The organism is Bacillus sp. X1(2014), from assembly GCF_007678255.1.
The window spans coordinates 70451-95943 of the sequence record NZ_VEED01000008.1; the positions used below are offsets into that span (position 1 = coordinate 70451).

Genomic DNA, 25493 nt, shown 5'->3' on the forward strand with positions numbered 1-25493 from the left:
TTTATGCGGTATATTTTTTCAGAACATTCCGACATAAATAATGGAGGTTTAGCTAATGAATTTATTTAGAAAAAAATTAATTCAGGACCTCATTCAAGAAGCTGGAAAAAAAGATGTAGTCTTAAAGAAAGATTTAGGGGCATTTGATTTATCCATGCTTGGAATTGGGGCTATTATAGGAACAGGAATATTTGTACTAACAGGGGTCGCTGCCGCAGAACATGCAGGGCCAGCACTTATTTTATCTTTTATCCTATCTGGACTAGCTTGTGTTTTTGCCGCCCTTTGTTATGCGGAATTTGCTTCTGCGGTTCCAGTATCGGGAAGTGCGTATACCTATAGTTACGCAACATTTGGTGAGATCATTGCCTGGATATTGGGATGGGATTTAATCTTAGAATATGGATTAGCTTGCTCTGCGGTTGCAAGTGGATGGTCCGGCTATTTACAAGGATTGCTCGAAGGGTTTGGTATTCATTTTCCTAAAGCATTAACTAGTGCGTATGATCCGGCAAACGGAACATTTATCGATGTTCCGGCCATCCTAATCGTACTAATTCTTACATTACTACTTACACAAGGTGTAAAGAAATCCGCTCGATTTAATACGATTATGGTAATTATTAAACTGGCAGTAGTGTTATTGTTTATTGGTGTAGGTGCTTGGTATGTAAAGCCTGCAAACTGGACACCATTTATGCCATTTGGTTTCTCAGGTGTTACAGCTGGTGCAGCAACCGTATTTTTTGCTTATATTGGTTTTGATGCTGTAGCGACTGCAGCTGAAGAAGTAAAAAATCCGCAAAAGAATATGCCAATAGGTATTATTGCATCCTTACTAGTTTGTACCGTGTTATATATTATTGTTTCTGGAATTTTAACTGGTATTGTTCCTTATCAAGAATTAGGTGTGAAAAATCCTGTTGCATTTGCACTTAATTATATTCATCAGGATTGGGTAGCAGGTTTTATTTCATTAGGTGCGATTGCAGGTATCACCACTGTATTATTGGTTATGCTCTATGGACAATCTCGTTTATTTTATGCAATCAGCCGTGATGGGCTCTTACCAAAAGTATTTTCTAAGGTTGATAAGAAGAAGCAGACACCAATGGCGAATTCATGGATTACTTGTTTACTAGTTTCGATTTTTGCTGGATTCATTCCGTTGAATAAACTGGCAGAGTTAACAAACATCGGTACGTTATTTGCCTTTATGACGGTGGCAGTTGGAATTCTATTTCTCCGTAAAAACAAGCAAGCACCAAAAACTGGATTCCGTGTTCCATTTGTACCATATATTCCGATTCTAGCTTTTGTATTCTGTGGATACTTAGCGCTTCAATTACCAAAAACAACGTGGATTAGTTTTGGAGTGTGGCTTGTGATTGGATTATTGGTCTATTTTGGATATGGGCGAAAACATTCAATCCTAAATAATACTGTAGAACAAATGAAAAAAGTTAGCTAGAGATAAATAGTAGAAGGGCTTACCACGAGTAAGTCCTTTTTTTTTGTGGATTATATCGAAATATGTCGAAATTCATCGGTTTTACAAAAATGATGTCTTTTAAGTGAAAGAAAGATGATAAAATAAGAGCATGATTTTTATAACAACTTTTCACGTGAACATATATAAGGAGAAACTACATGAAAGAAGGCTTCCAGACTACTAAGCTCATTTTTGAAGAAAAGAAGGCAAGTATTCTATTTTTATGGTTGTTTAATTTATTGTATTATTCGTTTGATATTTTTTATTATTGGATAAGGCCGAAAATAAATAAGCAAGCAAGTATTTTTGATACAGATGAAGTTGGTTTGGGTGTATGGCTATACATTTTAATTTTCTGTATGCTGCCACTTTCTATCTATTTTATTAAAAAGGGGAATCCTTACGTAGTAAAATACATCTATATTATAGGATATATTGGTATTAATATGGTTGATAGCCTAATGACCTATTTAGGATCAACAGCCTCATTCGGTTCGGGGAATATTGTTGAGGTATTATTTCTCCTATTCTGCCCAATTTTTGTAAATAAAAATTATTTCTGGGTTGTTTCACTTGGGATGATTGGGAAAGAAATTTTGTTGGGAGTAATTCTGCGGGATTTAAACGTTTTAGTTCCAACTGTTATATATATTATCTTATCTTTGATCGCCTATATTTTATTAGTTCGGTTTCATTCATATATTCAAACCTTGACGAAAGTCTATGAAGAACTACGACATAAAGAAAAATTAGCTGTAGTTGGTCAAATGGCTGCTGCTATTGGTCATGAAATTCGAAATCCCTTATCTTCATTACGGGGGTTTACACAATTGCAGCAAGAACGATACCCAAACACCAATGATTATTATCCAATTATGATTCAGGAAATTGACCGGATCAATACAATTGTTCATGATCTGATGTATCTTGGTAAACCAAGAGTTATTAATTTTGAAAAAGCAAGTATTGAAGAAGTAGTTGCCTATACATTATCGATTACGCAACAGCAAGCGGAGAGACAAGGAGTCACTGTAGAGACAATTATGGCAGGGCCATTACCACCTGTCGAATGTGATGAAAAGCAACTAAAGCAAGTGTTTATCAATTTGATAAAAAATGCAATTGAAGCCATGCCAGATGGCGGCAGGATAGAAATCCGTGTTCAAGTAATAGAAAAACAGAAAATGGTTGTTTCTATTCAAGATGAGGGTAGTGGAATTAAAGATGAGAACATCTTAAATCTTGGTGAACCATTTTTCACGACAAAAGCAGATGGAACTGGTTTAGGTTTAATGGTTACGAATCAAATCATTAAGGATCACAATGGTGAACTGAATATAGATAGTAAGATCAATAAAGGGACTCGAGTAATTGTATCTTTGCCGATCCTACAAATAGTTAAATAGTTCTACAATTATACAAAATTCCTCAAAATAACATGTTACAAGGGTAATATGAATGATATATAATGTAGAGGAATACAGAAAGTTAAAAGATTTTGTCGTTAAATGCCTTGCTAATAAGATAGTCAACACCTATTCTTATAGAATTAACTAAATTAGTAGGGCTCTTGTGTGTTATACACCTGGAGGATTATATGATACCGAATCAAGAGCAACGAACCATAAAATGGTTTCTGATATGTTTCTATATTATTTTAATAGGCTATGATTTTTTTTACTATTATCTTTTACCCGAGTTTGTAAAAGATAAGCCTAATGAAGTTGGTGTACCCAGTTTTTTTTGGTATTTTAACTATGTAGTATTATTAATATTGATACCTATCATGTACTACTTAAGTAAGATGAATAAGCAATCCATGATTAAATTTGTCTTCATTACCTGCTATCTAGTAACTGCTTTCACTGTTGATATTTTAAGCTATTACAATAGAGGCGATAAATACTCCAGCGGTAATGTTGTAGAGATATTTTTGCTGTTAACATTACCTCTTTTCCTTAGTAAAAGATACTTCTGGTTAGTGAGTTTTGGGATGATCATAAAATATACTCTTACTAGTATTATTTTAGATAATTCTTTTCTTATCGTTCCAATTGTACTTATCGTTATTTTATCTATTGTGTCTTTCCTTTTATTAGTCCGCTTCCAAGGTTATGTCAAAGCAATAAGTACATCGTATGATAATCAACTGCAGGGGATTGTTAAAGGGGTAATAGCTACCCTTGAACTGAAGGACCCCTACACAAGGGGACATAGTGAACGTGTTGCTAGTTATGCCCTTTTATTAGCTCAAGAATTAGGGGGACTTTCAAAAGAAGAACAAAAATCCTTTTATTATGCATGCCTGCTCCACGATATAGGTAAAGTTCATATTCCAGATCAAATCCTAATGAAACCTGAAAAATTAACAAATGAAGAGTTTGAGATTATTAAATCACATCCAGGTGTAGGGGCCGAAGCAGTTCAAAATGTTGAGGGAATTAAGGAAAGTATTTGTGTAATTCGTTCTCATCATGAACGTTGGGATGGTAAAGGATATCCTGATCAATTAAAGGGGAATGAAATTCCAATACTGGCGAGAGTAGCCTCGGTTGCAGATGCGTTTGATGCCATGACATCATCAAGATCCTATCGAGCGGCAATGCCGGTAGAAGAGGCCTATCAACGTATTATTGAAGGAAATGGTTCTCAATTTGATCCGACGCTTGTGGAAGTCTTTAAAAAAGTATTCCCAGCTTGGGTTGAATTCCATAATAGATATCCATGGGCTAAAAAGTGAGAATAACTTAAGGAGGTGGACCAATGAAAATCCGTAAGCTAAAGAAAGTAAAGACGACTTGCTGGTGGTGTCCATATGTAGGAATTAAACCTTAAGGAGGATGGATGTTAGCAAATGCTAGCATCCTTCTTTAATAGGTCAAATACAAGTAAAAGGGTGTTGAAATGGGAATTACGCTCGATTCACGTCTATTGTTGGTTCCAATTATCATTCGTAAGGATAAAAAAAATTACATCATCGAGGATACACTCTCTGGTGATTTTTACGAAATGCCCATAGTTTGTGTTGAGGCTATCAATTTAATTAATCAAGGTGAACAAATTGGAGAGGTTGAACGGACACTTAAGAAGAACTATCCCACAGAAGTAATTGACCTCCTTGATTTTGCTGAACAGCTTTTAGAACTGGAACTTGTTGATGAAATTGATGGGGTGAAGCTTGAAAAAAGGCAACCACCCAAGGAAGGTTTCGGAATATTAAGGATTCCACCTAAGTTGGGACAATTGTTTTTTAATAAGTTTACTTACCCTATATATGTATGTTTATTTGTTATAAATCCAATACTTTTTGCAATTCATCCTTCTTTATTCCCTCATCATAAAGACATATTTGTTTTTGATATTATGGTACTAAACGTAATACTTTGGATGGCGTTTACATTTATTTTAGTTCTGGTTCACGAGCTAGGTCATGTTTTGGCCATGAGAGCACATAACCTGCCGACAAAAGTGGAAGTTAGCCATCGTTTATTTTTTGTTGTCCTAGAAACCGATATGTCATCCGTCTGGAAGCTAGCACCTAAGGACCGAAATATTCTATTTCTTTCGGGTCTTTGTTTCGATACAGTCCTTCTATTTATTGCTCTTATTAGTCAATTGATGTTTCCGAATATTACAGGTATTACCGATGGTTTAATGAATTTAGCTATTTTTGATATTGTTATTAGAATCATATTTCAATTCTGTTTTTATATGAAGACTGATTTATACTACGTCTTTGAAAATGTGTCTGGATGTTATAATTTAATGGAGAATGCCCAACAGAAAATTAGAAATCATATTTCATTTCTAAAATCTAAAAAGAGTGAAGAAGTTGTTTTTTTAGATGAGAAAAAGATTGTGTTTCTTTATTCAATCTTTTATTTTCTTGGAGTAGCAATTACGATATTTTTATTTTTCAAATATTATATTCCAGAAATCATCCTTGCTGGAAAGCAATTACTTCCAGGGTTTGGACGTTTGCCAACAAGTTTAGCTTTTTGGGATGCAGTACTTTTCTCACTTCAAGTTGGAATCTTCCTGCTATTACTTTTGTATTCTTGGCGAAAAAAATACACTCAAAATAAGCTCAGTAACTAAATGTGACAGACATTTGTCTAAAATAACATTTCTAGGGGTTTTTTCCCCCCAATAATGGGGGAACTCCCTGATATTTATAACACTGCCGTTTTTCTTACAATTAGAGTATGAAAAAACGGTAGTGTTATTTTTATTTAGGAGGAACTCCAATGGAATCCAATATTTCAATAACTAAAAAACAAGAGAGATCGGTCAATGATGCGTTTGCATCTCATTTTGCTAAATCAATGTTTCTGACGGTTGTTGGACTTGCGATTTTAACGTTTATCGGTACAAGAATGTTTACACATGTTGACTTAAATCTATATGGATATATGGTAGGAACCATTGTATTTATCGGGGGATTTTTCTACCGCTTTATTGCATGGGGAGAAAGACCGCCAACCAAAATTTTTATCAAAAAAGGCTTAAAACTATTATTTCGAAAAAGTACACCTAAAACTGCTGTAAATCATTTAGCTATTTATGATTTCATCCGGAATCGTGGGATGTACCGCTGGGTACAGCACATTTTAATCGGTTGGGGCTGTGTCCTTGCGTGCTTGGTAACCTTCCCGCTCGTGTTCAGCTGGATGTATTTTACGATGGAAGACAATGGCTACTATACAATCGTGTTATTTGGAATGAATGTAATGAACGTGAAAGCAGATGGAATCATTGCTTGGTTATCCTATAACGCACTTAATATTGCTGCGATTATGGTTACAGCTGGAGTATGTATGGCACTAAACCGCCGCTTAAAAAACATGCAAGCCAGAGCAGAACAAAAGTTTATGTACGATTTCTTACCGCTGTATCTATTATTGTTTATTTCCGTTACTGGACTATTATTAACGGTCCAAAACGTATTCCTACATGGCTGGATGCAGCCGCAAATGTCACTGATTCATCAATTTTCAGTTATTGTGACACTCATATACCTTCCATTCGGAAAACTTGCTCATATTCCATTCCGTCCAATGAGTGTATTTGCAAGAAATTACCGTGAGCATTATGGAGAACAGCATATGAAGGAATGTAAAGTATGCGGCGATCATTTTGTATCAGTGGAACAATCGAATGATGTCATTCAAGTTTTAGGTGTCAATGAAATGGAATTTAATATGCAGGATGGTTTTAATCTTGCAGAACTATGTCTGCCTTGTCGCAGAAAATATAGAATCTCAAGATTCTCAGGCTTCGCAACACATCAAATTAAGGTCAAGGAGGCAAACCAGAATGCAAAGGGATAAATTTTTTAAAGAAATAGAAAATCTTCGTCATCCAAATGAAACGCTCGTAAAAACTCACTGCAGTTACTGTGGGATGCAATGTGGAATGAACCTGCGTGTAAATACAAAAACAAATAAAATCATCGGGGTTGAACCACGGTACGACTGGCCGGTAAACGTCGGAAAAATGTGCCCTAAAGGGGTTACAGCTTACCAGCAAACCAACCATGATGATCGGATTTTAAAACCATTAATCCGCGATGATGCATCACTTAAGGGTACAAAAGAAGGCTTTCGTGAAGCCAGTTGGGATGAAGCCTACAGCTTAATTGCTAAGAAGTTTGCAGAACTTCAAAGTAATTACGGAAAAGATACATTGTCAGTATTCAGTGGTGTGTCGATGACGAATGAAAAGTGTTATTTGACAGGCAAATTCGCCAGGGTTGGCCTGCAAACACGCTACATTGATTATAACGGCCGCTTCTGTATGTCAAGTGCAGCTGGTGGATTCCTTCGCTCTTTTGGAGTTGACCGCGGTTCAACTTTACCGTGGACAGATCTCCATGAAACAGATTGCTTGTTCATTGCTGGAAGCAATACGGCTGAGTGCCACCCAACTTCAATGTTTAGAGTGTGGGCAGTCCAGGAAAGAGGAGGTTACTTAATTGTAGCTGACCCTCGTGAAACCCCGATTGCAAGAAGAGCGGATGTTCACTTGGATTTACGTCCAGGGACAGACCTCGCCTTAGCAAATGGTATTTTAAACTTACTTATTCAAAACGGATATGCAGATGAAGAATTCGTTAATAATCATACGAATGGCTTTGAAGAAACAAGAGAATTGGTGAAAGAATTTACACCAGAATATACAAGTGAACTGACTGGAGTGGCTCCAGAAAAGATTATTCGTGCCGCTGAAATTTACGGAAAAGCACCAAATGCCATTGTCATGTTTGCGCGTGGTATTGAACAGCAGCATAAAGGTGTTGATAATGTATCAGCCTACACGAATATGGCATTAGTTACGGGGAAAATTGGCCGTCCTAAAGCGGGAGTAGCAACATTTACAGGGCAGGGTAATGGTCAAGGCGGACGTGAGCATGGTCAAAAATCTGATTTGCTTCCAGGTTATCGTAAAATTACCAATCCGAAGCATGTAGAAGAAGTATGTAAGGTTTGGGGAATTACACCTGAAGAAATGCCGGAGCCTGGTGTTTCTGCTTATGAGATGTTCGAACTAATGGAGGAAAAAACAATCAGAGGTTTGTATTTACTCTGCTCCAACCCAGCAGTATCCGCACCAAACTTAAACTTTGTCCGCAAGGCTTTAAAAGGCTTAGACTTTATGGTTTGTGCAGACTTCTTTCTTTCCGAATCTGCAGAATTTGCGGATGTCATCCTTCCAACCGTAACATGGTCAGAGGATGAAGGAACGGTAACTAATTTAGAAGGCCGGATTATTAAAATTAATAAAGCTCAAGAACCAGTTGGTGAATCAAAGCCGGATTGGCAGATTCAAGCAGAGTTAGCAGAGTATCTTGGCCGAGGCAAGTATTTCTCCCACTTGAAAACGGCGAGAGATGTGGCTGATGAATTCCGTTTAGCATCTAAGGGCGGCTATGCCGACTATTATGGAGCTACTTGGGATAAAATCGACAAGCAAGATGGTGTGTTCTGGCCATGTAAAGATGAAAATGATCCAGGAACACCGCACATGTTCTTAGATAAAAAATTCTACCATCCAGATGGAAAAGCAAAAATTTGCGCCTTACCATACCGTCCGCCAGCTGAAGAGCCGAGCGCGGAATATCCATTACGCTTAACAACCGGACGTGTCGTCTACCATTATCTTTCTGGGAATCAAACTCGCCGCATTCAGTTTTTACGGGATATGTGCCCAGAGCCTTATGTAGAAGTACATCCAGAAACAGCTGCAAAATACAATATTGATCATGAGGAATTTGTACGCCTCTTTACACGTAGAGGAGAGGCGGAATATAAAGTGAAAATCACAGAAGCGATTCGAAAAGATACCGTATTTGTTCCGTACCATTTTGGACACGAGAAATCTATTAATCTATTAACCATTCCAGCGCTTGACCCGATGTCACGGATGCCGGAATTTAAAGCGTGTGCCGCTCAGATTGAAAAACTAGAAATGAAGAAGGTGCAGTAAATGAAAAAGAGGCTATATCTTGAACTTGAAAACTGTATAGGGTGCCGTTCATGTTTGGCGGCTTGTACACAGTGTGGTGGTCATGAAGAACGTAACCGTAACTATGTTTACGATGTGAACCCGCTTGTTAACCGTCAAACCATGCCTCTTATGTGCCTGCACTGCGTAAATCCGGCTTGTGCTAGAAGTTGTCCAGCCCAAGCCATTCAAATCCATGAAACAGGTGCCGTGCTATCGGCTCTTGTGGAGAAGTGTATTGGCTGCCAAAACTGTACAATTGCGTGTCCATATGGAATACCAAAGTTTGATACAGAGCAAAATTTAATGTACAAGTGTGATCTTTGTATTGACCGGACAAAGGACGGTATTCCGCCAATGTGTGCGAGCGTATGTCCATCGAATACATTACAATGGCTGACAGATGAAGAGATAGAAGCGAAACAAAAGCAATTTAACTTGGATAACGGAAAATGGGTTACAAGTATGCCTTATTTAGAAGGCGAAACAAATGTAAAAGTGAACCTGCCTGGTATTCTGCAGGGCGTCACGAAACTGTTTTAGGAGGGATGAACATGACAGAAAAAAATAATAAAATCCCGTTCAATGAAGATAATTATACCCATAATATTAACCGCAACAATGAAAGAAAACTTGATCGGCGCGGCTTTATGAAAACATTAGTTGGAGCTGCAGGAGTATTTGCTGTTTCCTCTCTTCCTTGGGGAGCATTAGCTGCAAAAGAATTAACCGGATTGGGAGATAAAAAATATCCAAAGCAAAAAATTACTAATGTTAATTCTTTGCCTGTAGGAGATGCAGTTGATTTTGCCTTTCCTGGTGAACATGACAGTGCAATCTTAATTCGATTATCTGAAAATAAATATGTAGCCTACCAAAATGCGTGTACCCACTTAAGATGTCCGGTATTTTGGAAAAAAGATGAAGGAGAAATGCTTTGTCCTTGCCATCACGGAAAATTTGATGTGGAAACGGGTGCGCCAATCGCAGGGCCGCCGCGACGTCCGCTTCCTGAAATTTATGTAAAAGTAGAAAACGGTGCAGTTTATGCCGTGGGGGTGAAACGTTATGAAGCGTAGTTACCTGCATGTCGCCCTTCTTTTAGCAGTTTTGATGTTAAATATTATCTTTACTCAATATATGGTCCATCAATATTTTTACGAAAATTATACCAATACAATCGTAGCCGCGGTGATTAACGTGATTTTGTTCCCAATCGCATTCCTTATCTATAAAAAAGGTGTGAATGTCAATGACTAGTGAGACGTATATTGATTTTTGTTTTGTCCGTCCGTTAGCAGGTGATTTTACAGCTGAAATTGACAAGTTGTTAAAGAATACGTTTGCGAAAAAACGTCTAAATTGGTTTCTTGAAGAAAAAAGCCTTGATGGGGCTGAGATGGTTATTGCAGAAATAAAAGGAATGAGTGACTGGGGTTCTGAATATGAAACGATTCAATTTATCGAAGAACATGCCGAGGAGAAGTTTTGGGAGTATCTGCAAGGATATAAGATGTTCATCTATCCTGTGAAGAGAGGATGTAACAGCTGTGGAACCCATTAAGTTAGAAGATGTGAGCCAGTTTGTTGGTGTGCCAGTGGAGGTAGCCATACAAGATGCTGAGGGTGGAGACCGAGCACCTGCAGTAAAGAAAGTAGTAAAAAAAGTACAGTTTTGTCCAGATGTGACGCATATTCGTTTTTATTTTGATGATTTTTATTTTCTTGCCGTACCGATTTCTTCACAAGTAAAAGAGTCAGAAGGGCAATGGCGGGCTTTTGATTCAGAAAGCGGCTTAACATATACTATAAAAAAGGTCCAGGTTTTCTAAGAAGAACCTGCCTTTTTTATATGAATTTTTATATATTGGAGGGGCAATATGGATGAATTAAATTCAAAACAGCAGATTACCTCTTATATAATTCATTCCCAAGAAGAAGAGATCAAACGGATTGCCCTAGAACTTCATGAAGGTGTCGGACAAAATCTTTATAGTATATTAACAGGCTTACAGTTTATTGAATCAGGCGCCAAAGAACCACACATGACACATTATGTCCGCGAAATGTCGGAGTTGATTGAAAAGACCATTCAAGAAATTAGGCACCTATCTGTTGAATTACATCCGCCTACACTGACAACCCTTGGTTTACTTCCAGCCATGAGGAGTTATATTAACTTATATACATCAACGTTTGGGATCCTAGTAGATTTGGAAACAACGGGTGACGAAAAATGGATACCTGAAAAAAATAGTATTACCGTATTTCGTGTCTGCCAGGAGGCACTTGCCAATATTGCAAAGTATGCGGATACTTCTAACATAACCATTCATTTTATTTGGACGGAGGAAGAATTGACCATTACCATTTATGATTTTGGCAAAGGATTTCAACCAGAGGAATACAATGACCTATATCCATTATCAGGGCTTTCCGCAATGAAAGAAAGAATGCTTCTGACTGGCGGTCAGTGCAAGATTTCCTCTAAAATAGGGGAAGGAACGTCCATTGAAATATCTCTTCCGTTAAACCGGGATTAAAGGAGAGTTAATAGTGATAAAAATCCTTTTGGTTGATGACCATGCTGTGGTTAGAATGGGGCTTAAGATGCTGTTAAACACAAATCCAGAAATGGAGGTAATTGGTGAAGCATCGGAAGGAAATGAAGGAATTAAACAAGCGTTAAAGTTAAAACCTGATGTAGTGGTCATGGATTTAAGCATGCCGCATGGAAAAGACGGTTTATCCGCTACGATGGAATTGAAAAAGATAATGCCTCAAGTGAATATCTTAATCCTAACGATGCATGATGATGAGGAGTACCTTTTTCGTGCCATTCAAGGGGGAGCATCTGGCTGTATCTTAAAAAGTGCTCCACATGCTGAATTAATGTCTGCGATCGAATCAGTTGCTGTCGGAGATGCCTATTTACATCCCTCTGCACAGAAGCGATTGATGGAAGAATATTTGAGCAGCGTTAAACAAGATGGGAATGATACGTACAATCTTTTATCCGACCGGGAAAAAGAAGTGCTAACACTTATTGCTAAAGGATATTCCAATAAGGAAATCGCTGAACAACTTGTCCTTAGTGTTAAAACCGTCGAAACCCATAAAGGTAAGTTGATGGAGAAACTACAGATGAAAACCAGACCTGAGTTGGTGGAATATGCCGTAAGGAAAGGGTTATTGGGTTATGGTATTTAAGGAGAAATTCTTGAATGAAAGAGATTAAGGAATGTCCTGCAGTAATGGAGGTTTGTGACAGTCTGTTGACTGTAGTTGATTGCGAATTTGTTGCCTTGGCTCTGCAAAATGAAGTAGGCCCGGATGTTAAGTGGCATTATGCTGCTGGCAATTTAAATGACAAATACAAAAGAATAACTGTCCGTTTCGGAAAAGGCATCGCAGGAAAAATTATCTCAAGCGGAAGTTCAATGATGCTTACAGATTTTCCAAACGGAATTATCGGAAAAGTTACGGACCATCCCATTATGCTTGCTGAAAAACTTGTTTCGACTTTTGCTGTCCCTTTATTTTTTCATAGTGTACCTAAAGGGGTATTACTTATTGGTAATCGGAAAATCAAAACGTATACAGAAACTGATCAGCAGTATGTAAAGGAAGCAGCTAAAGACTTAGAAAAAATATTGACGGAGCAGATACTTTGATAGATGCAGGGAGGAGCTAATGGACAAGGAAATGGACCAGCCTGCAAAATTCGTGAATCTTGAGTTAGAATTAAAAAAGTCAATGCAGGAATTAGTAGATATAAAGTTTGCGCTTGATGAATCTTCGATAGTAGCCATCACCGATTCTCGGGGCACGATTACATATGTGAATGATCAATTTTGCCATATCTCGAAATACTCCAGAGAGGAACTCCTAGGGCAAGATCATCGAATTATCAATTCCCAGTACCATTCAAAAGAATTTTTTCAAAAAATGTGGAAAACCATCGGTTCCGGTGAGGTTTGGAAAGGTGAAATCTGCAATAGGGCAAAAGATGGTACCTTTTATTGGATGGATACAACGATTGTTCCTTTTTTAAATGAAAAGGGAAAACCGTATCAATACTTAGCGATTCGTTATGAAATTACCGAGCGAAAACGAGTCGAACGAGAGCTTCAAAAAATGATGACTAATATCATTAATGTTCAAGAAGAGGAACGAAGACGCTTGTCACGTAATTTACACGATGGGATTGGACAAAACCTTTATAGTCATTTGATTACTATTAATCGTCTCTTAGCCGAAATGGACCATCCTCTTTTGCAACAAATGCAAACCGAAGCAACTGAATTGATTGAAGAAATCCGCGAGATCTCATGGGAACTTCGCCCCTCCGTACTTGATGATTTAGGATTAGTGCCAGCTATTCGATCGTTTTTATCCCGTTACTCAGACCATTACAATATTGATGTGTATTTTGAATGCGTGTTAAATAGGCGCTTAGACATCAGCATTGAACTAACAATTTACCGGATTATTCAAGAGGCACTCACGAATATTCGAAAATATGCCGAAGTTAATGAAGCGACGGTCACTGTAAGAGAAATAGAGGATGTCGTTCGTGTAATGATTGAGGATAAAGGAAAGGGGTTTGATGTGAAGAATCAAACCTTTGGTGTTGGTTTGTTTAGTATGGATGAGCGTGCACGTTCGGTGGGTGGTGAGTTATTAATCAGCTCTTCACCTGGGAAGGGGACTAAAATGATCTTAGAAGTCCCTAATTCTATCGTCGAATAGCAAAGAACCAGGCGGTGTTTATGCCTGGTTCTTTCCTTTTAAATTTTAAATGAACTTTTTAAAGATACGATTCGATTAAATACTAATTTATCTACTGTTGTATGTTTAGGGTCGACGTTAAAGTATCCATGTCTAAAGAATTGGAATTTCTCTTGCGGTCTGCTTTCCTTCATGTTAGGCTCGACAAAGCCTTGTAACACCTGCATAGAATTTGGATTAACATTGTCTAAGAATGTCTTTTCTGTACTGCTGTTATCGTCTGTTTCGTCCAAAATTAGTGGTTCGTAAAGACGAAATTCAGCAGGAACGGCATGGGCCGCTTCCACCCAATGAATCGTTCCCTTCACTTTTCTACCCGTAAACCCTGTGCCGCTTTTTGTCTCTGGGTCGTAAGTGCAGCGCAGTTCGACAACTTTACCATTTGAATCCTTAACCACTTCTTCACATTTAATGAAATAGGCATTTTTTAGACGGACCTCATTACCGGGGAACAGACGGAAATACTTTTTAGGCGGCTCTTCCATAAAGTCGTCATGTTCAATATATATTTCCCGCGAGAATGGAATTTTTCTCGTGCCCATTTCTGGATTCTCTGGATTGATTTCAGCATCTAGCAATTCAATTTGTCCTTCTGGATAATTCGTAATAACTATCTTCAATGGATCGATGACACCCATTGTTCGTGGTGCTTTTAATTTTAGATCCTCACGGACGAAGTGTTCGAGCATTTGTGAATCGACTGCTCCAGAACCTTTGTGAATGCCAGTTTCTCGGACAAACGAAACAATCGATTCTGGCGTGAATCCTTTTCTTCTCATCCCAGAAATGGTGGGCATACGAGGATCATCCCAGCCATCCACAAATCCTTCGTCTACTAATTGCTTCAGCTTCCGTTTACTCATGACGGTATTCGTTACATTTAAGCGGCCAAATTCTATTTGCTGTGGAGTGCTCTCCATTTCACATTGTTCGACAACCCAATTATAGAGGGGACGTTGGTCTTCAAATTCTATCGTACAAATGGAATGGGTTACACCTTCAATGGCATCTTCAAGTGGATGAGCAAAAGCATACATTGGATAAATGCACCATTTGTCGCCGGTATTATGATGGGTTGCATGGGCAATCCGGTAGATAACAGGGTCACGTAAGTTTATATTCGGTGATGACATATCAATTTTCGCTCGAAGGACCTTTTGGCCGTTTTCATAGACACCTTCCCGCATCTTTCCAAATAAATCAAGGTTCTCCTCAATCGAACGGGTCCGGTAAGGGCTATCCTTTCCAGGTTCCGTCAGTGTCCCGCGGTATTGGCGGATCTCGTCAGCTGATAAGTCATCAACATAGGCTAATCCTTTTTTAATCAATAAAACCGCACGTTTATACATTTCTTCAAAATAATTAGAAGCAAATAATAAGTTATCCCATTCAAACCCTAACCACTTTACATCTTCTTTGATTGAGTTTACATATTCGATATCTTCTTTTAACGGATTGGTATCGTCAAAGCGTAAATTAGTCAGCCCATTAAACTCATCCGCTAAGCCGAAGTTGATGACAATCGATTTTGCATGTCCAATATGTAAATAACCGTTAGGCTCTGGCGGGAACCGAGTGACGATTTTAGGATGCTTTCCAGATTCAAGATCTTTAATCATAATATCTTTAATAAAATTAGATGTGTTTTTGTCCACCCTTTTCAACCTCTTTCATTCTTAACTCTACATTATAAATAACATAAATACGGATATTTTTCCATTGTTCCCAACAATTCATGTATAAAACACGCGTGAAATTGAATATTTGTTTATTTTTTTAGAATTCTAGAATTGGCAAGTGAAGTCGAAAAAGACTACAATGGTTTCTAGTATATATAGGAAGGGGAACTACCATGATTACCTTTGGAACAGTCGGAACAGGATGGATTACAGAATCCTTTATCAAAGCAGCCGAGCTCAGCGGTCAATTGCAATTAACAAGTGTCTATTCAAGAGCAGAGGATAAAGCGAAACAATTAGCCAATACATATAACGCTCCCTATTTTTTTACAGATCTAGAGGAGATGGCAAAGAGCTCAGAAATACAAGCGGTATATATTGCATCACCGAATTCTCTCCATTTTGAACAAACACTTACATTTTTGAAAAATAAGAAACATGTTATCTGTGAAAAGCCGATTTTTTCAACGACTGCTGAGTTACATACAGCCTATCAGACAGCGGAGGAAAATGGCGTATATCTATTTGAAGCGATTCGTAATATCCATACCCCAAATTTTAAAATACTAAAAGATAACCTACAACGGGCTGGGAAGCTTCGTAGTACCATATTGCCTTATATCCAATATTCCTCTCGCTATGATTTATTTTTACAGGGGGAGGAGCCCAATATTTTCTCGGCTCAATATTCTGGCGGCGCGCTTGTTGATTTAGGTGTCTATCCGCTCTATTTAGCAGTCGGATTGTTTGGTGCACCTAAGCAGGTCAACTATCATCCTGTTGTTCTTCGCAGCGGTGTGGATGGAAGTGGAACCTTGGTGTTAACGTATGATGATTTTATTTGTACGATCCTTTGTTCAAAAATATCTCATTCCGAATTACCGTGTGAGATTCACGGGGAAAAGGGAACCTTTATCCTTAAAGATGCGGCCCCGATTTCAGCTATAACCTTCGTGGACAACCGAGGAAAAGAGAGAGAAACCATTAGTGTCACTCTAGAAGAACAAAACATGGTATATGAATGTGTTAACATTGCTAAAATTATTGAGACGAAAAATGACCAAGAATATAAGCAATTGAAGGTCTGGAGCGAAATCGTAATCCAAATTACCGAAGAAGCTAGGAAACAAAATAATATCTTATTTGCAGCAGAAAAATAATACAAGGCCAGGAGGATACGTTCTCCTGGCTTTATTTCATGAGGTTATCTTCCTCCTAAAAAGCTTAATTAACATTTTATGAATGCTTATGTGAATTCTTTATGAATTCAATATTCTCAATGACTTTTATCACATGCCATGTTTTGTAAGTTCATTATAGTTGAGGGAGTAAGATGGGAGGAAACCTTATGAAATCAAAAGCTTGGTACCAGAAACAGTTGAAACGTAAACCTGTCCAAATTACAAGATATACCGTTCAGGGCTTGTTTCTGTTGTTTTTACTATATGTTGGTCTGCAGTTTTATCAATTTTATTTGCATTTTGAAACACTCGGAAAAACTCCTTTTGTTGACCGGCCTTCTGCGGTTGAAGGATTCTTGCCCATCAGCGGCTTGGTCGCCTTAAAAGTATGGCTTACGAGTGGCGAATTTGATGTCATTCATCCAGCCGGTCTCGTTTTACTTGCATTTTTTGTAGGTGCGGGTATCATTTTGCGTAAATCGTTCTGCAGTTGGATTTGTCCAGTAGGAACAGTTGGTGAGTTGATTGGGTGGCTGGGCAGGAAAATATTTAAGAGGAATTTTGAAATCCCGCAGTGGCTGACCTGGATCCTAACACCAATAAAATACTTTTTGATGTTATTTTTTGTTCTTATGGTTGTACAAATGCCCGTGTTTACGGCAAAAAGTTTTCTTGAGGAACCGTATAATAAGGTATCCGATGTAAAAATGCTCCTTTTATTTATCAATCTTGGCGGCTTTGCCTTGAAGTTTATCATTGTCATCTTCATCCTGTCCTTATTTTTTAGAAACTTTTGGTGCCGCTTCTTGTGTCCTTACGGTGCACTGATTGGACTAGGCAGTATCTTTAGAATTACGAAGATTGAGAGAAATGAAGTTACGTGTACAAACTGCGAAATGTGTACAAAGGTTTGTCCGCAAAGATTAAAAGTACACAAAGTTGAGACCGTAAATTCCCTTAATTGTTCAGCCTGTATGTCCTGTGTAGAGGCATGTCCCGTGAAAGATACGCTTAACATGACGATTGCCCGAAAGAAGGTTAGTAAATGGTTTATTCCAGTTACCTTCTTCGTGCTATTCTTCTTGGTTATTACGATTGCAAAAATAACCGGGCACTGGGATACAATCATTTCCTATGAGGAATGGAAACAGCTAATCCCGGAAGCAGCAAACATAAAATAATGGTTTAATAGCAGCCCATATCGGCTGCTATTTTTGTGCTGAATTTGATGTAAAAAATAAAGCACTGCTAACTGGTTGATTTCAATTAGCGGTGTTTTTACATTTATATTGTTAAACACATAGCCCACTTTTCATCATATAAATATAAAAAACTAAAATGGGTGAGTTATGATGGCTGGTAATAACAGAGAATTAATAAGTTGGATATTGCCATATCTCCCAATGGGTGCAGAGTTGGAATACCAAGATCAACAAGCAATCCTTCAATCTATGGATATCGATGGGGATGGAATCCAGGAAATCTTTGGGGTATACCGTCTTTACCGGCAGCCCTATTTATTTGTTCTTAAACAGTACTTTGGTCAATTTAGATATTATTATCCTCTTCCCTCTGAGTTGGAGCAAAAAGCAATCCGAGCGCTATCCATTTCCAGAGAGTCAAGGGCCGTTTACCTTTTTCCTGTTGTGAGAAAGGAAATTGGCGGAAATAAGTGGGGATATATGGATGCAAAAGGGAATTGGATTCTTCCGGCAAACTACGATCATGCCGAGGATTTTCAGGAGAATGGTTTGGCCATTGTTGGTTTAATGGACAAATCGGGTGTCATTAATTCTAGAGGCTATTTTATCGTACAGCCTAAATACGACACGATTAACTCATTTTCTGAAGGCAGGGCCGTTGTCAATGATGCCCAGGGATTCAAGGTGATTAATGAGAATGGCAAAGAAATCACGGAAAAGGCGTATTCTATCATTGTTGGAGAGTATAAAGAGGGACGCGTTCGTGCAGTGGAAATAGATGCAAACGGGGAGTATTTATATGGATATCTTAATAAACGGGGGAAAGAAGTAATTCCATTAATCTATAAAACGGCCAGTGATTTTGAACAGGGGAAAGCAATTGTAAAAACAAAAGAAGATAGTTTTCAACTGATCGATCTTACCGGAAAGGTACTACAATACTATCCATATGCTTACGTCGCTAAATATGGTCAAGGTTTGCTTGCATTTAGGAAGAGTAACGATGGGAAGCTGGGTTATATTAATGAGCTGGGGAAAACAATCATCGAGCCGCAATTTTCGAATGGAGAATCATTTATTGAGGGCCGGGCTATTGTCAGTTTGTCAGAGAATAATAGAGAAAAATTTGGCGTTATTGATCGGCAAGGTCATTTTGTGATTAAGCCAAACTATAATCAAATCTTAGATTTAGGTGAAGGGCGCTTTGCGATTGGAAAAGATCTTGACCCGAAGCAGCCTTGTATGAGATCCATTTATGCCCTAGCTGATTCGGATGGTCATATACTCACAGGATTTCATTTTACAGTGATGACCAAATTTGAGGACGGCCTTACGTCTGTCACTGATGAACAGCATACTTATTTTATCGACAAACATGGAAGGCGAAAGGAACATCTGCCAATGGTTAGTGGCTCAGGCTGGCTAAGCTTTGAGAAATCACTAATTAAAGGTCATATCGACGACCATCTCATATATTATAATCAAACGGGAGAATTAGTCTGGAAGCAAGCTGCCATTCTTCCGCTAGATAACCAATATTCGGTGATTGAGTATAAATACAAACCCAATAAGGATTATTTAGTCTACTTTCCACAAATCGAAGGAATGGAGAATCAAGAAAGCGTAAATCGCACTCTAAAGGAGATGGCAGGCGTAAAACCCGTACCCGCACATACCCAGCTGGAATCGAATTATACGGGTAATTATGAAATAACTTATTTTAAGAAAAATTTACTCGTCATTAAGATTACTGGCTACGACTACCCGTTTTGTGCAGCCCACGGAATGCCTGTAGAAAAATATGCCCATATTAACCTGAAAACTGGCTCGATGTATCAATTAAAAGACCTTTTTAAGCCTGGGAGTTCTTATGTAAAGGTAATTAGCGATTTGATTCTTGAACAAATAAAAAGTAATAACCAATATTCGTCTTACCTATTTCCTGATGAGTACCATGGCATAAAGGATGATCAGCCCTTTTTTATTAGTGAGGCTGGGCTGAATATCTACTTTCAACCCTATGAAATTGCCGCATTTGCAGCCGGTTTTCCGACCTTTACCATTCCGTTTGATGACCTAAAAGAGCTCATTAATAGGAACAGCGAATTTTGGAAATCGTTTCATTGAGGAAGGCAGGAATCAATCCTGTCTTTTTTTATGTAAACTAATGAAAAACCCTGCGGAAATATGAAATAATGGTGATAAACGAAAGATTATTTTTGAAGGAGTGCATGGTGGGTATGAAGATTTATGATATTTCTAGAAAACTAATAAATGGGATGCCTGTTTGGCCAGGTGATACGGATTTTCAATATGAGGTCGCATGGCCAATGGAGGAAAGCGGCTCCGTTAATGTAGGCAAACTTGAATTGAGTACCCATACAGGAACACATGTGGACGCTCCCTTCCATTTTGATAATGAAGGAAAGCGAATCATCGAGTTAAACCTTGACCTATACATTGGTCCTGCGAGAGTTATTGATATGCATGGTAAGGAAAGCATTGGTGCCGCTGATTTAGAAAAGATTAATCTAGATGGGTGCAAACGGGTGTTATTTCGAACCCTTGCCTGGGAAAAACCTGATGTTTTCCCTGAAAAGATACCACATATTGAGCCGAACTTAGCTCCTTTTTTAGGAAGTAAGGGAGTTCAACTGATCGGCTTGGATATTCCATCCGTCGATCCAATTGACAGTAAAGAGCTGCCTGCCCATCATAGCTTGAATGAGCATGGTATTCATATCCTAGAATCACTAATGCTTGATGAAATCGAACCTGGCGATTACGAACTGATTGCCCTTCCATTACCACTAGTTGAAGGAGATGGGAGTCCGGTTCGCGCAGTCCTGAGAAAGTAGAAGTAAAAGAATTGGTGTCAGGCACCAAAAAAGCGTGAATCCATTGGACTCACGCTTTTTTCTGTCCCACTAGGGGGAATATCACTGTTCCTTGGTCTGACTGGTAAATTTTTTGCGGAAAATTAGCCAATAACTTCCAAAGCCAATGATAATAAATAAACCTACCAAACCGGGAACAACATAATCTTTTAATGTTGGCTGGGCATTCTCCACTTGATTTGGAGGCAATGAGGCCTGTTCGTTTTCTATTGCTGTGCTTTTACTGGCTGATACAATTTTATTATTATCTGAGGTTATAGCAGCTATTTGAGTTGTTTGGCTAACTACTGGATTATTTTGAGGAGAAGAAACTTCTAATCGAGAATCGGCAAAGACAATCGTTCCTAATAGGAAAAACAACAGTGATGTGATAAGAGCAATCTTATTAAACATCATATTCAACTCCGCTATATTGTAATCTTTCTGTTGTTTATTCTATCATCGTTTGCATCAGGAAATATCACTTTAGCGGCAAAGTTCACAAAGCTTTCGAAAATTAAATCCTCTTAAAACCAACCAAATGTCTTTCCTAAACATAGGAAACTCAACGCATTGGGGGCTATTATTCACCTTCAATCTTCCAAATCTAAACTTGATATAAATCAATTTCAATTGAAGAGAAGGGTGATAAACTGAAGCATAAACTTAAACTCTTAACAAAGGGGAGAGAGAATATGTTTGAAATAGTTGATAAAAAGGCAGTAATGGATATTCGGGAACGAATTGCAAAGGGTGAACATCCACGCCGCGAAATATTGAATTTTGTTAGAGAAGCACCAATAGGCACTATTTTTGAAATTCATTTGCCACATCGAGGGGAACCGCTAATTGCCAGTTTACAATCGTTAGGCATGAATGTAATTGTTAATGAAGTAGAATCCATGCATTTTAGACTAATGGCCATCAAGCTTGACGAAATTAACTAATACCTACCTGATACTTGTTTTAGTTGGTCCAACTCTAGAATCTGTATTTGCCTTCGCCCATCCATGCAAATCAGTTTTTGCGACATGAACGAGACCAGCTTCCGGCTTACCGATTCTGGGGTTGTACCAATATAGCTGGCTAAATCCTTTTTAGTAATTGGCAGGGTAAAAGTACCATTTTTTGCATTCATTTTATCATGGAATAGAATGAGTGCTCTTGCCAGGCGTTGTTCTACTTCCATAAAACTGAGAAAACCAATGGAATCATCAGATTCATATAGGCGGTCGTTGACAGTTAGTAAGAACCGGTAGGACAACTCTGTGTTTTTTTCCATTGTGTTAAGGAAATCCTTTTTCTCGATATAACAAATAATCGTTGAGGCTCCTACGGCTTCTGCATTCAAATAATGATTTTCATTTCTTAATAATGAAAATAAGCCGAAGAAATCCCCTGGAAACAGCAATCTGATAATTTGTTCTTTCCCATCAGGGGACATTTTTGTTAGCTTAATCAGTCCTTCATTAACCACGAATAATGTCTCCGAACGTTCGCCATCTCGAAAAATATATTCTCCCTTACCATACCGTTTGCTCCTGGTTACCTTTTGCAGCGGTTGAAGATCCGCTTCGTTCATCCCTTTAAAAACCTGTACCGATGTAATGCATGATGATTCATGAGAGCTGCAATGGTCACAACACATTCTAAATCACTCCTCCAACTTTCTAATAACTTCATAGTAGCTGTTTTGATTCATCTTTGTAGTGATTTACATCAATTCCGGTTTTCTTGATTTAGATCAATGTTAATGAGAATCATTCCCATTACAATAAAGATAACCAAGAGGTGAAGGGGGTCCATTCTACTGAGTATCATGGAATTAGCATTAAACGAAGTCGCTTGCTCAGGATGTATCGGAAAAATAAAAAGAGAAATACAAAGAACCCATGGGATTGAAAAAGTTAAAATCTTAACAGGCAGTGGGAAACTTCAAATAAACTTTAATGAAAGCCTGATTCACTCCGAGGAAATAAATCGAAACCTCTATAAAATGGCATTGCGAACATTTGATTAAATGGCTGCTCAAAGTGGGCAGTTTTTTTATGAATATAATCACTTTATTAAGAACGTATAATTCGTTATAATATTATAGGTGTTACAACTGAACTTGAATGAGCGACAGTAATAAATTTCCCTTCCAGTTAAATAATAAGCAAAAAGGGAGGGATTTTTTTGGAGCGTAATCAGGATAGTAAATTTGAAGAAACTTTTCTTCCGATGACCTCGATTGGCAATGGTGTAGGGATGGCTGTTTTACCAGATATATATTGTTATACCGACAAAATCGTGAACCTCGTACTTGTTGGTGAACCGAATAAATCGGGGGAATTTGTACTAGTAGACACAGGAATGCCAAAGTCTGCAGAAAAAATAATTGAAATGATTGAAGAACATTTTGGTGAGGGGGCCATTCCGAAAGCAATCGTTTTAACGCATGGACATTTTGACCATGTCGGTTCAGTTGCTGAATTGTTGGAGGAGTGGAAGATCCCGGTTTATGCACATGAACTTGAGCTCCCCTTTCTAACAGGGCAACGTGACTATCCACCCGGTGACCCAAATGTCGATAGCGGACTTGTTGCGAAATTGTCGCCGATGTTCCCAAACCATGGAATTAATATAAGTGCCCATGTTCAAGTGCTTCCTAGTGATGGAACTGTTCCCCATATGCCTAATTGGAAATGGGTACATACACCAGGACATACACCAGGCCATATCAGTTTATTCCGTGAACAAGACCAGGCGCTGATTGCCGGAGATGCGTTTGTAACCGTAAAACAAGAATCACTCTATAAAGTAATGATGCAAACACAAGAGATTAGCGGTCCTCCTAAATATTACACGACTGATTGGGATGCGGCATTTGAATCGGTGAAAAAACTAGAGGCGCTTAAGCCGCAAGTAGTGGTGACTGGTCACGGGCTTCCATTGGACGGTGAAGAACTAGCAGTAAGTCTTCAGTATTTGGTGGAGCATTTTGAAGAGATTGGCCGTCCCAAGAGTGGAAAATATGTGAATTAAATATCCTGAAAAAAAGGGCTGCCTACGCATGCAGCTCTTTTGTATGATTGACATGTTCGTTTTTGAGAACAGGTGCAAGGATTTATAGGTATCAGCATAAGTATTACTAGAAATAATGGAAACTAATAAACTAATTCTTCCTGAGGTGGTAGTGATGAGACTCTGTTTATTCCTGCTAATTGCCGGACTATTAGATGCTGTCCTGACGCATGTTGGGATTGCTTCAGGTATCGTTTCTGAAGGGAATCCGATGATGAAACTTGTCATTGAGAAAAGCTGGTCTTATTTCTACATGATCAAAATCTTTTTGCCCCTAACCTTGCTTGGGTTGTTTTACTTACATCCATTAAAAGGCTGGATTCGGATGCTCTTGGTTTCCACTTGCGTTCTTTACTTCTCTGTCCTGATTTATCATATGGTTTGGATTGCCCTCTATTTTAATTCTGCAGCATGACTTGACACTATTGCTAACTAGACACTCTGAGCTTATTACGTTAGTATCAATACGATATGGAAAGACAAATAATAAGAAAAATGATTTTTAAATAAAGGAGTACATTATGTTAAAAACTTTAAAACCATACTTGCAGGCAGCCTGGGAAAAGTCTGGGTTTCAACAGCCGACTTCCATTCAAGCAGCGGCCATTCCGATGATTCTTGAAGGCAAGGATTTAATTGCCGAGTCACCGACAGGTACTGGTAAAACGCTAGCTTATCTACTTCCATTATTAGATAAAATGGACCCTAGTTTACAATCCCTCCAAGCAATTGTGTTGGCTTCTTCGCAAGAGCTAGTGATGCAGGTTTACCAAGAATTTCAAAAGTGGTCTGAGGGCAGCGGAATCAGGGGCACTTCCATTATTGGGGGAGCCAATATGAAACGGCAACTTGAGAAGTTAAAGAAACGCCCGCATGTAATATTTGCTACACCCGGTCGTTTACTTGAATTGATTAAACAGAAAAAAGTGAAAATGCATGAAGTAAAACTGGTAGTTCTCGATGAGGGAGATCAACTACTAATTCACGAACATCTTAATACAGTCCAAAATATTGTGAAATCAACCATGAGCGATCGCCAAGTGGTATTGTTTTCTGCAACAATGAAACCAGCAACAGAGAAATTAGCCAAGGAAATGACCAAGGACCCAGAAATTCTTCGGATCGAAAAGGATGAACTTGCTTCTTCTGGAGAAGTGGAACATATATATTTTTCTTGTGAGCCCAGGGATAAAATCAAGATGCTTGAAAAAATCACTCGCTTAGAAAATAGTAAATCGCTTGCGTTTATTAATGATATCGGCGAAATTGAAGTATTTAAGGAAAAACTACATTTTAAAGAGCTATCCATTGGAATCTTGCATAGCGACATGAAAAAGCTCGAACGACAGGCTGCATTAAAGTCGTTCCGTGATGGAAAAATGACGATGCTAATTGCTACTGATGTAGCGGCAAGAGGACTTGATATCCAAGGAGTTACCCACGTGGTTAATATCGATTCTCCGAAGGATATCTCACAGTATGTGCATAGAGCTGGAAGAACAGGAAGAATGGGTGCGAATGGGATTGTGATTTCACTCGTTACCGAGAGAGAAGAGCGTGAATTGAAACAGTATTGCCGTGAGTTAAAGGTACCAGTTAAAAAGAGAGTATTTTACAAAGGACTTATCGCTGAAGAAGGACAAAGAGACCAAAAACTAAGAAAATAATGGACAGCAGTGACAGTGGAGGAAAATCCGCTGTCT

The 25493-nt window shown here is 38.4% G+C and carries 27 protein-coding genes; 24 read left to right on the top strand and 3 right to left on the bottom strand.

From position 1 onward, the window contains the following. Positions 1-55: 55 nt before the first annotated feature. The 15 genes from bcaP (at position 56) to FS608_RS16115 (ending at position 13747) form a co-directional block, all read left to right on the top strand. Entirely contained in the window at positions 56-1471 is a 1416-nt protein-coding gene (bcaP, locus tag FS608_RS16045; protein ID WP_144552751.1) for a branched-chain amino acid transporter BcaP, read from the top strand. 179 nt (positions 1472-1650) lie between these two features. Then, a complete protein-coding gene (locus FS608_RS16050) occupies positions 1651-2898 on the top strand; it encodes an ATP-binding protein (RefSeq protein WP_144552753.1) in 1248 nt (415 codons plus the stop codon). Positions 2899-3089: 191 nt separating this feature from the next. After that, positions 3090-4232, top strand: a complete 1143-nt coding sequence (locus FS608_RS16055; RefSeq protein ID WP_144552755.1) for an HD-GYP domain-containing protein — start codon at positions 3090-3092, stop codon at positions 4230-4232. Between the two features lie 194 nt (positions 4233-4426). After that, the gene (locus FS608_RS16060) at positions 4427-5590 is read left to right on the top strand and encodes a hypothetical protein (RefSeq protein WP_260871709.1); all 1164 of its coding nucleotides are present in this window, start codon (positions 4427-4429) and stop codon (positions 5588-5590) included. A gap of 149 nt (positions 5591-5739) precedes the next feature. Beyond that, positions 5740-6822: a respiratory nitrate reductase subunit gamma gene (locus FS608_RS16065; protein WP_144552759.1), complete on the top strand. Its 1083-nt coding sequence runs from the start codon at positions 5740-5742 to the stop codon at positions 6820-6822. Then, the gene (locus FS608_RS16070; RefSeq protein ID WP_144552761.1) at positions 6809-8977 is read left to right on the top strand and encodes a molybdopterin oxidoreductase family protein; all 2169 of its coding nucleotides are present in this window, start codon (positions 6809-6811) and stop codon (positions 8975-8977) included. Before FS608_RS16065 ends, FS608_RS16070 begins: the two co-directional genes overlap by 14 nt. Continuing rightward, positions 8978-9538: a 4Fe-4S dicluster domain-containing protein gene (locus FS608_RS16075; RefSeq protein ID WP_007086371.1), complete on the top strand. Its 561-nt coding sequence runs from the start codon at positions 8978-8980 to the stop codon at positions 9536-9538. An 11-nt stretch (positions 9539-9549) separates the two neighbouring features. After that, entirely contained in the window at positions 9550-10074 is a 525-nt protein-coding gene (locus FS608_RS16080; protein WP_144552763.1) for a Rieske 2Fe-2S domain-containing protein, read from the top strand. Further along, the gene (locus FS608_RS16085; RefSeq protein WP_144552766.1) at positions 10064-10255 is read left to right on the top strand and encodes a hypothetical protein; all 192 of its coding nucleotides are present in this window, start codon (positions 10064-10066) and stop codon (positions 10253-10255) included. Before FS608_RS16080 ends, FS608_RS16085 begins: the two co-directional genes overlap by 11 nt. Beyond that, positions 10248-10559: a hypothetical protein gene (locus FS608_RS16090; RefSeq protein ID WP_144552768.1), complete on the top strand. Its 312-nt coding sequence runs from the start codon at positions 10248-10250 to the stop codon at positions 10557-10559. Before FS608_RS16085 ends, FS608_RS16090 begins: the two co-directional genes overlap by 8 nt. Beyond that, entirely contained in the window at positions 10546-10827 is a 282-nt protein-coding gene (locus FS608_RS16095) for a hypothetical protein (protein WP_144552770.1), read from the top strand. The genes FS608_RS16090 and FS608_RS16095 overlap by 14 nt, the downstream gene beginning before the upstream one ends. 48 nt (positions 10828-10875) lie before the next feature. Next, positions 10876-11538 (top strand): sensor histidine kinase, encoded by a 663-nt coding sequence (locus FS608_RS16100; protein WP_144552772.1) that lies wholly within the window; start codon positions 10876-10878, stop codon positions 11536-11538. Positions 11539-11551: 13 nt separating this feature from the next. Further along, positions 11552-12205, top strand: coding sequence for a response regulator (locus tag FS608_RS16105; RefSeq protein ID WP_144552774.1), 654 nt, complete (start codon positions 11552-11554; stop codon positions 12203-12205). Between the two features lie 14 nt (positions 12206-12219). Continuing rightward, the gene (locus FS608_RS16110; protein ID WP_144552776.1) at positions 12220-12669 is read left to right on the top strand and encodes a GAF domain-containing protein; all 450 of its coding nucleotides are present in this window, start codon (positions 12220-12222) and stop codon (positions 12667-12669) included. Between the two features lie 19 nt (positions 12670-12688). Next, on the top strand, positions 12689-13747 hold the full coding sequence (locus FS608_RS16115) for a PAS domain-containing sensor histidine kinase (RefSeq protein ID WP_144552778.1): 1059 nt from the start codon (positions 12689-12691) through the stop codon (positions 13745-13747). Positions 13748-13785: 38 nt separating this feature from the next. On the opposite strand, the gene FS608_RS16120 is transcribed toward FS608_RS16115, so the two are convergent. Beyond that, positions 13786-15441 (bottom strand): glutamine--tRNA ligase/YqeY domain fusion protein, encoded by a 1656-nt coding sequence (locus tag FS608_RS16120; protein ID WP_144552780.1) that lies wholly within the window; start codon positions 15439-15441, stop codon positions 13786-13788. A 200-nt stretch (positions 15442-15641) separates the two neighbouring features. On the opposite strand from FS608_RS16120, the gene FS608_RS16125 reads away from it, so the two are divergent. The 4 genes from FS608_RS16125 (at position 15642) to kynB (ending at position 20706) form a co-directional block, all read left to right on the top strand. Further along, complete coding sequence (locus FS608_RS16125) at positions 15642-16625, top strand: Gfo/Idh/MocA family protein (protein ID WP_186328771.1); 984 nt, start codon at positions 15642-15644, stop codon at positions 16623-16625. Between the two features lie 188 nt (positions 16626-16813). Next, positions 16814-17827 (top strand): 4Fe-4S binding protein, encoded by a 1014-nt coding sequence (locus FS608_RS16130; protein WP_144552784.1) that lies wholly within the window; start codon positions 16814-16816, stop codon positions 17825-17827. Positions 17828-17998: 171 nt separating this feature from the next. Continuing rightward, positions 17999-19975, top strand: coding sequence for a WG repeat-containing protein (locus tag FS608_RS16135; protein ID WP_260871710.1), 1977 nt, complete (start codon positions 17999-18001; stop codon positions 19973-19975). A gap of 113 nt (positions 19976-20088) precedes the next feature. Beyond that, positions 20089-20706: an arylformamidase gene (gene kynB, locus FS608_RS16140; RefSeq protein ID WP_144552786.1), complete on the top strand. Its 618-nt coding sequence runs from the start codon at positions 20089-20091 to the stop codon at positions 20704-20706. A gap of 81 nt (positions 20707-20787) precedes the next feature. Here the strand turns inward: kynB and FS608_RS16145 are convergent, their stop codons facing one another. Beyond that, positions 20788-21138 carry a hypothetical protein gene (locus tag FS608_RS16145; RefSeq protein ID WP_144552788.1) on the bottom strand — a complete coding sequence of 117 codons (351 nt, stop codon included), beginning with the start codon at positions 21136-21138 and terminating at the stop codon, positions 20788-20790. Between the two features lie 281 nt (positions 21139-21419). Here FS608_RS16145 and FS608_RS16150 point away from each other — a divergent pair, with 281 nt between their 5' ends. Then, positions 21420-21671 (top strand): amino acid decarboxylase, encoded by a 252-nt coding sequence (locus FS608_RS16150; RefSeq protein WP_144552790.1) that lies wholly within the window; start codon positions 21420-21422, stop codon positions 21669-21671. On the opposite strand, the gene FS608_RS16155 is transcribed toward FS608_RS16150, so the two are convergent. Next, a complete protein-coding gene (locus tag FS608_RS16155) occupies positions 21668-22372 on the bottom strand; it encodes a Crp/Fnr family transcriptional regulator (protein WP_144552792.1) in 705 nt (234 codons plus the stop codon). The genes FS608_RS16150 and FS608_RS16155 overlap by 4 nt on opposite strands. A 171-nt stretch (positions 22373-22543) precedes the next feature. On the opposite strand from FS608_RS16155, the gene FS608_RS16160 reads away from it, so the two are divergent. From FS608_RS16160 to FS608_RS16175, 4 genes are all read left to right on the top strand, one after another. After that, complete coding sequence (locus FS608_RS16160) at positions 22544-22744, top strand: heavy-metal-associated domain-containing protein (protein ID WP_144552794.1); 201 nt, start codon at positions 22544-22546, stop codon at positions 22742-22744. A gap of 158 nt (positions 22745-22902) precedes the next feature. Continuing rightward, entirely contained in the window at positions 22903-23751 is an 849-nt protein-coding gene (locus tag FS608_RS16165) for an MBL fold metallo-hydrolase (protein ID WP_144552796.1), read from the top strand. Between the two features lie 154 nt (positions 23752-23905). Beyond that, positions 23906-24205, top strand: a complete 300-nt coding sequence (locus FS608_RS16170) for a DUF5658 family protein (protein ID WP_144552798.1) — start codon at positions 23906-23908, stop codon at positions 24203-24205. 106 nt (positions 24206-24311) lie between these two features. Beyond that, positions 24312-25457, top strand: a complete 1146-nt coding sequence (locus FS608_RS16175) for a DEAD/DEAH box helicase (RefSeq protein ID WP_144552800.1) — start codon at positions 24312-24314, stop codon at positions 25455-25457. Positions 25458-25493: the final 36 nt, after the last annotated feature.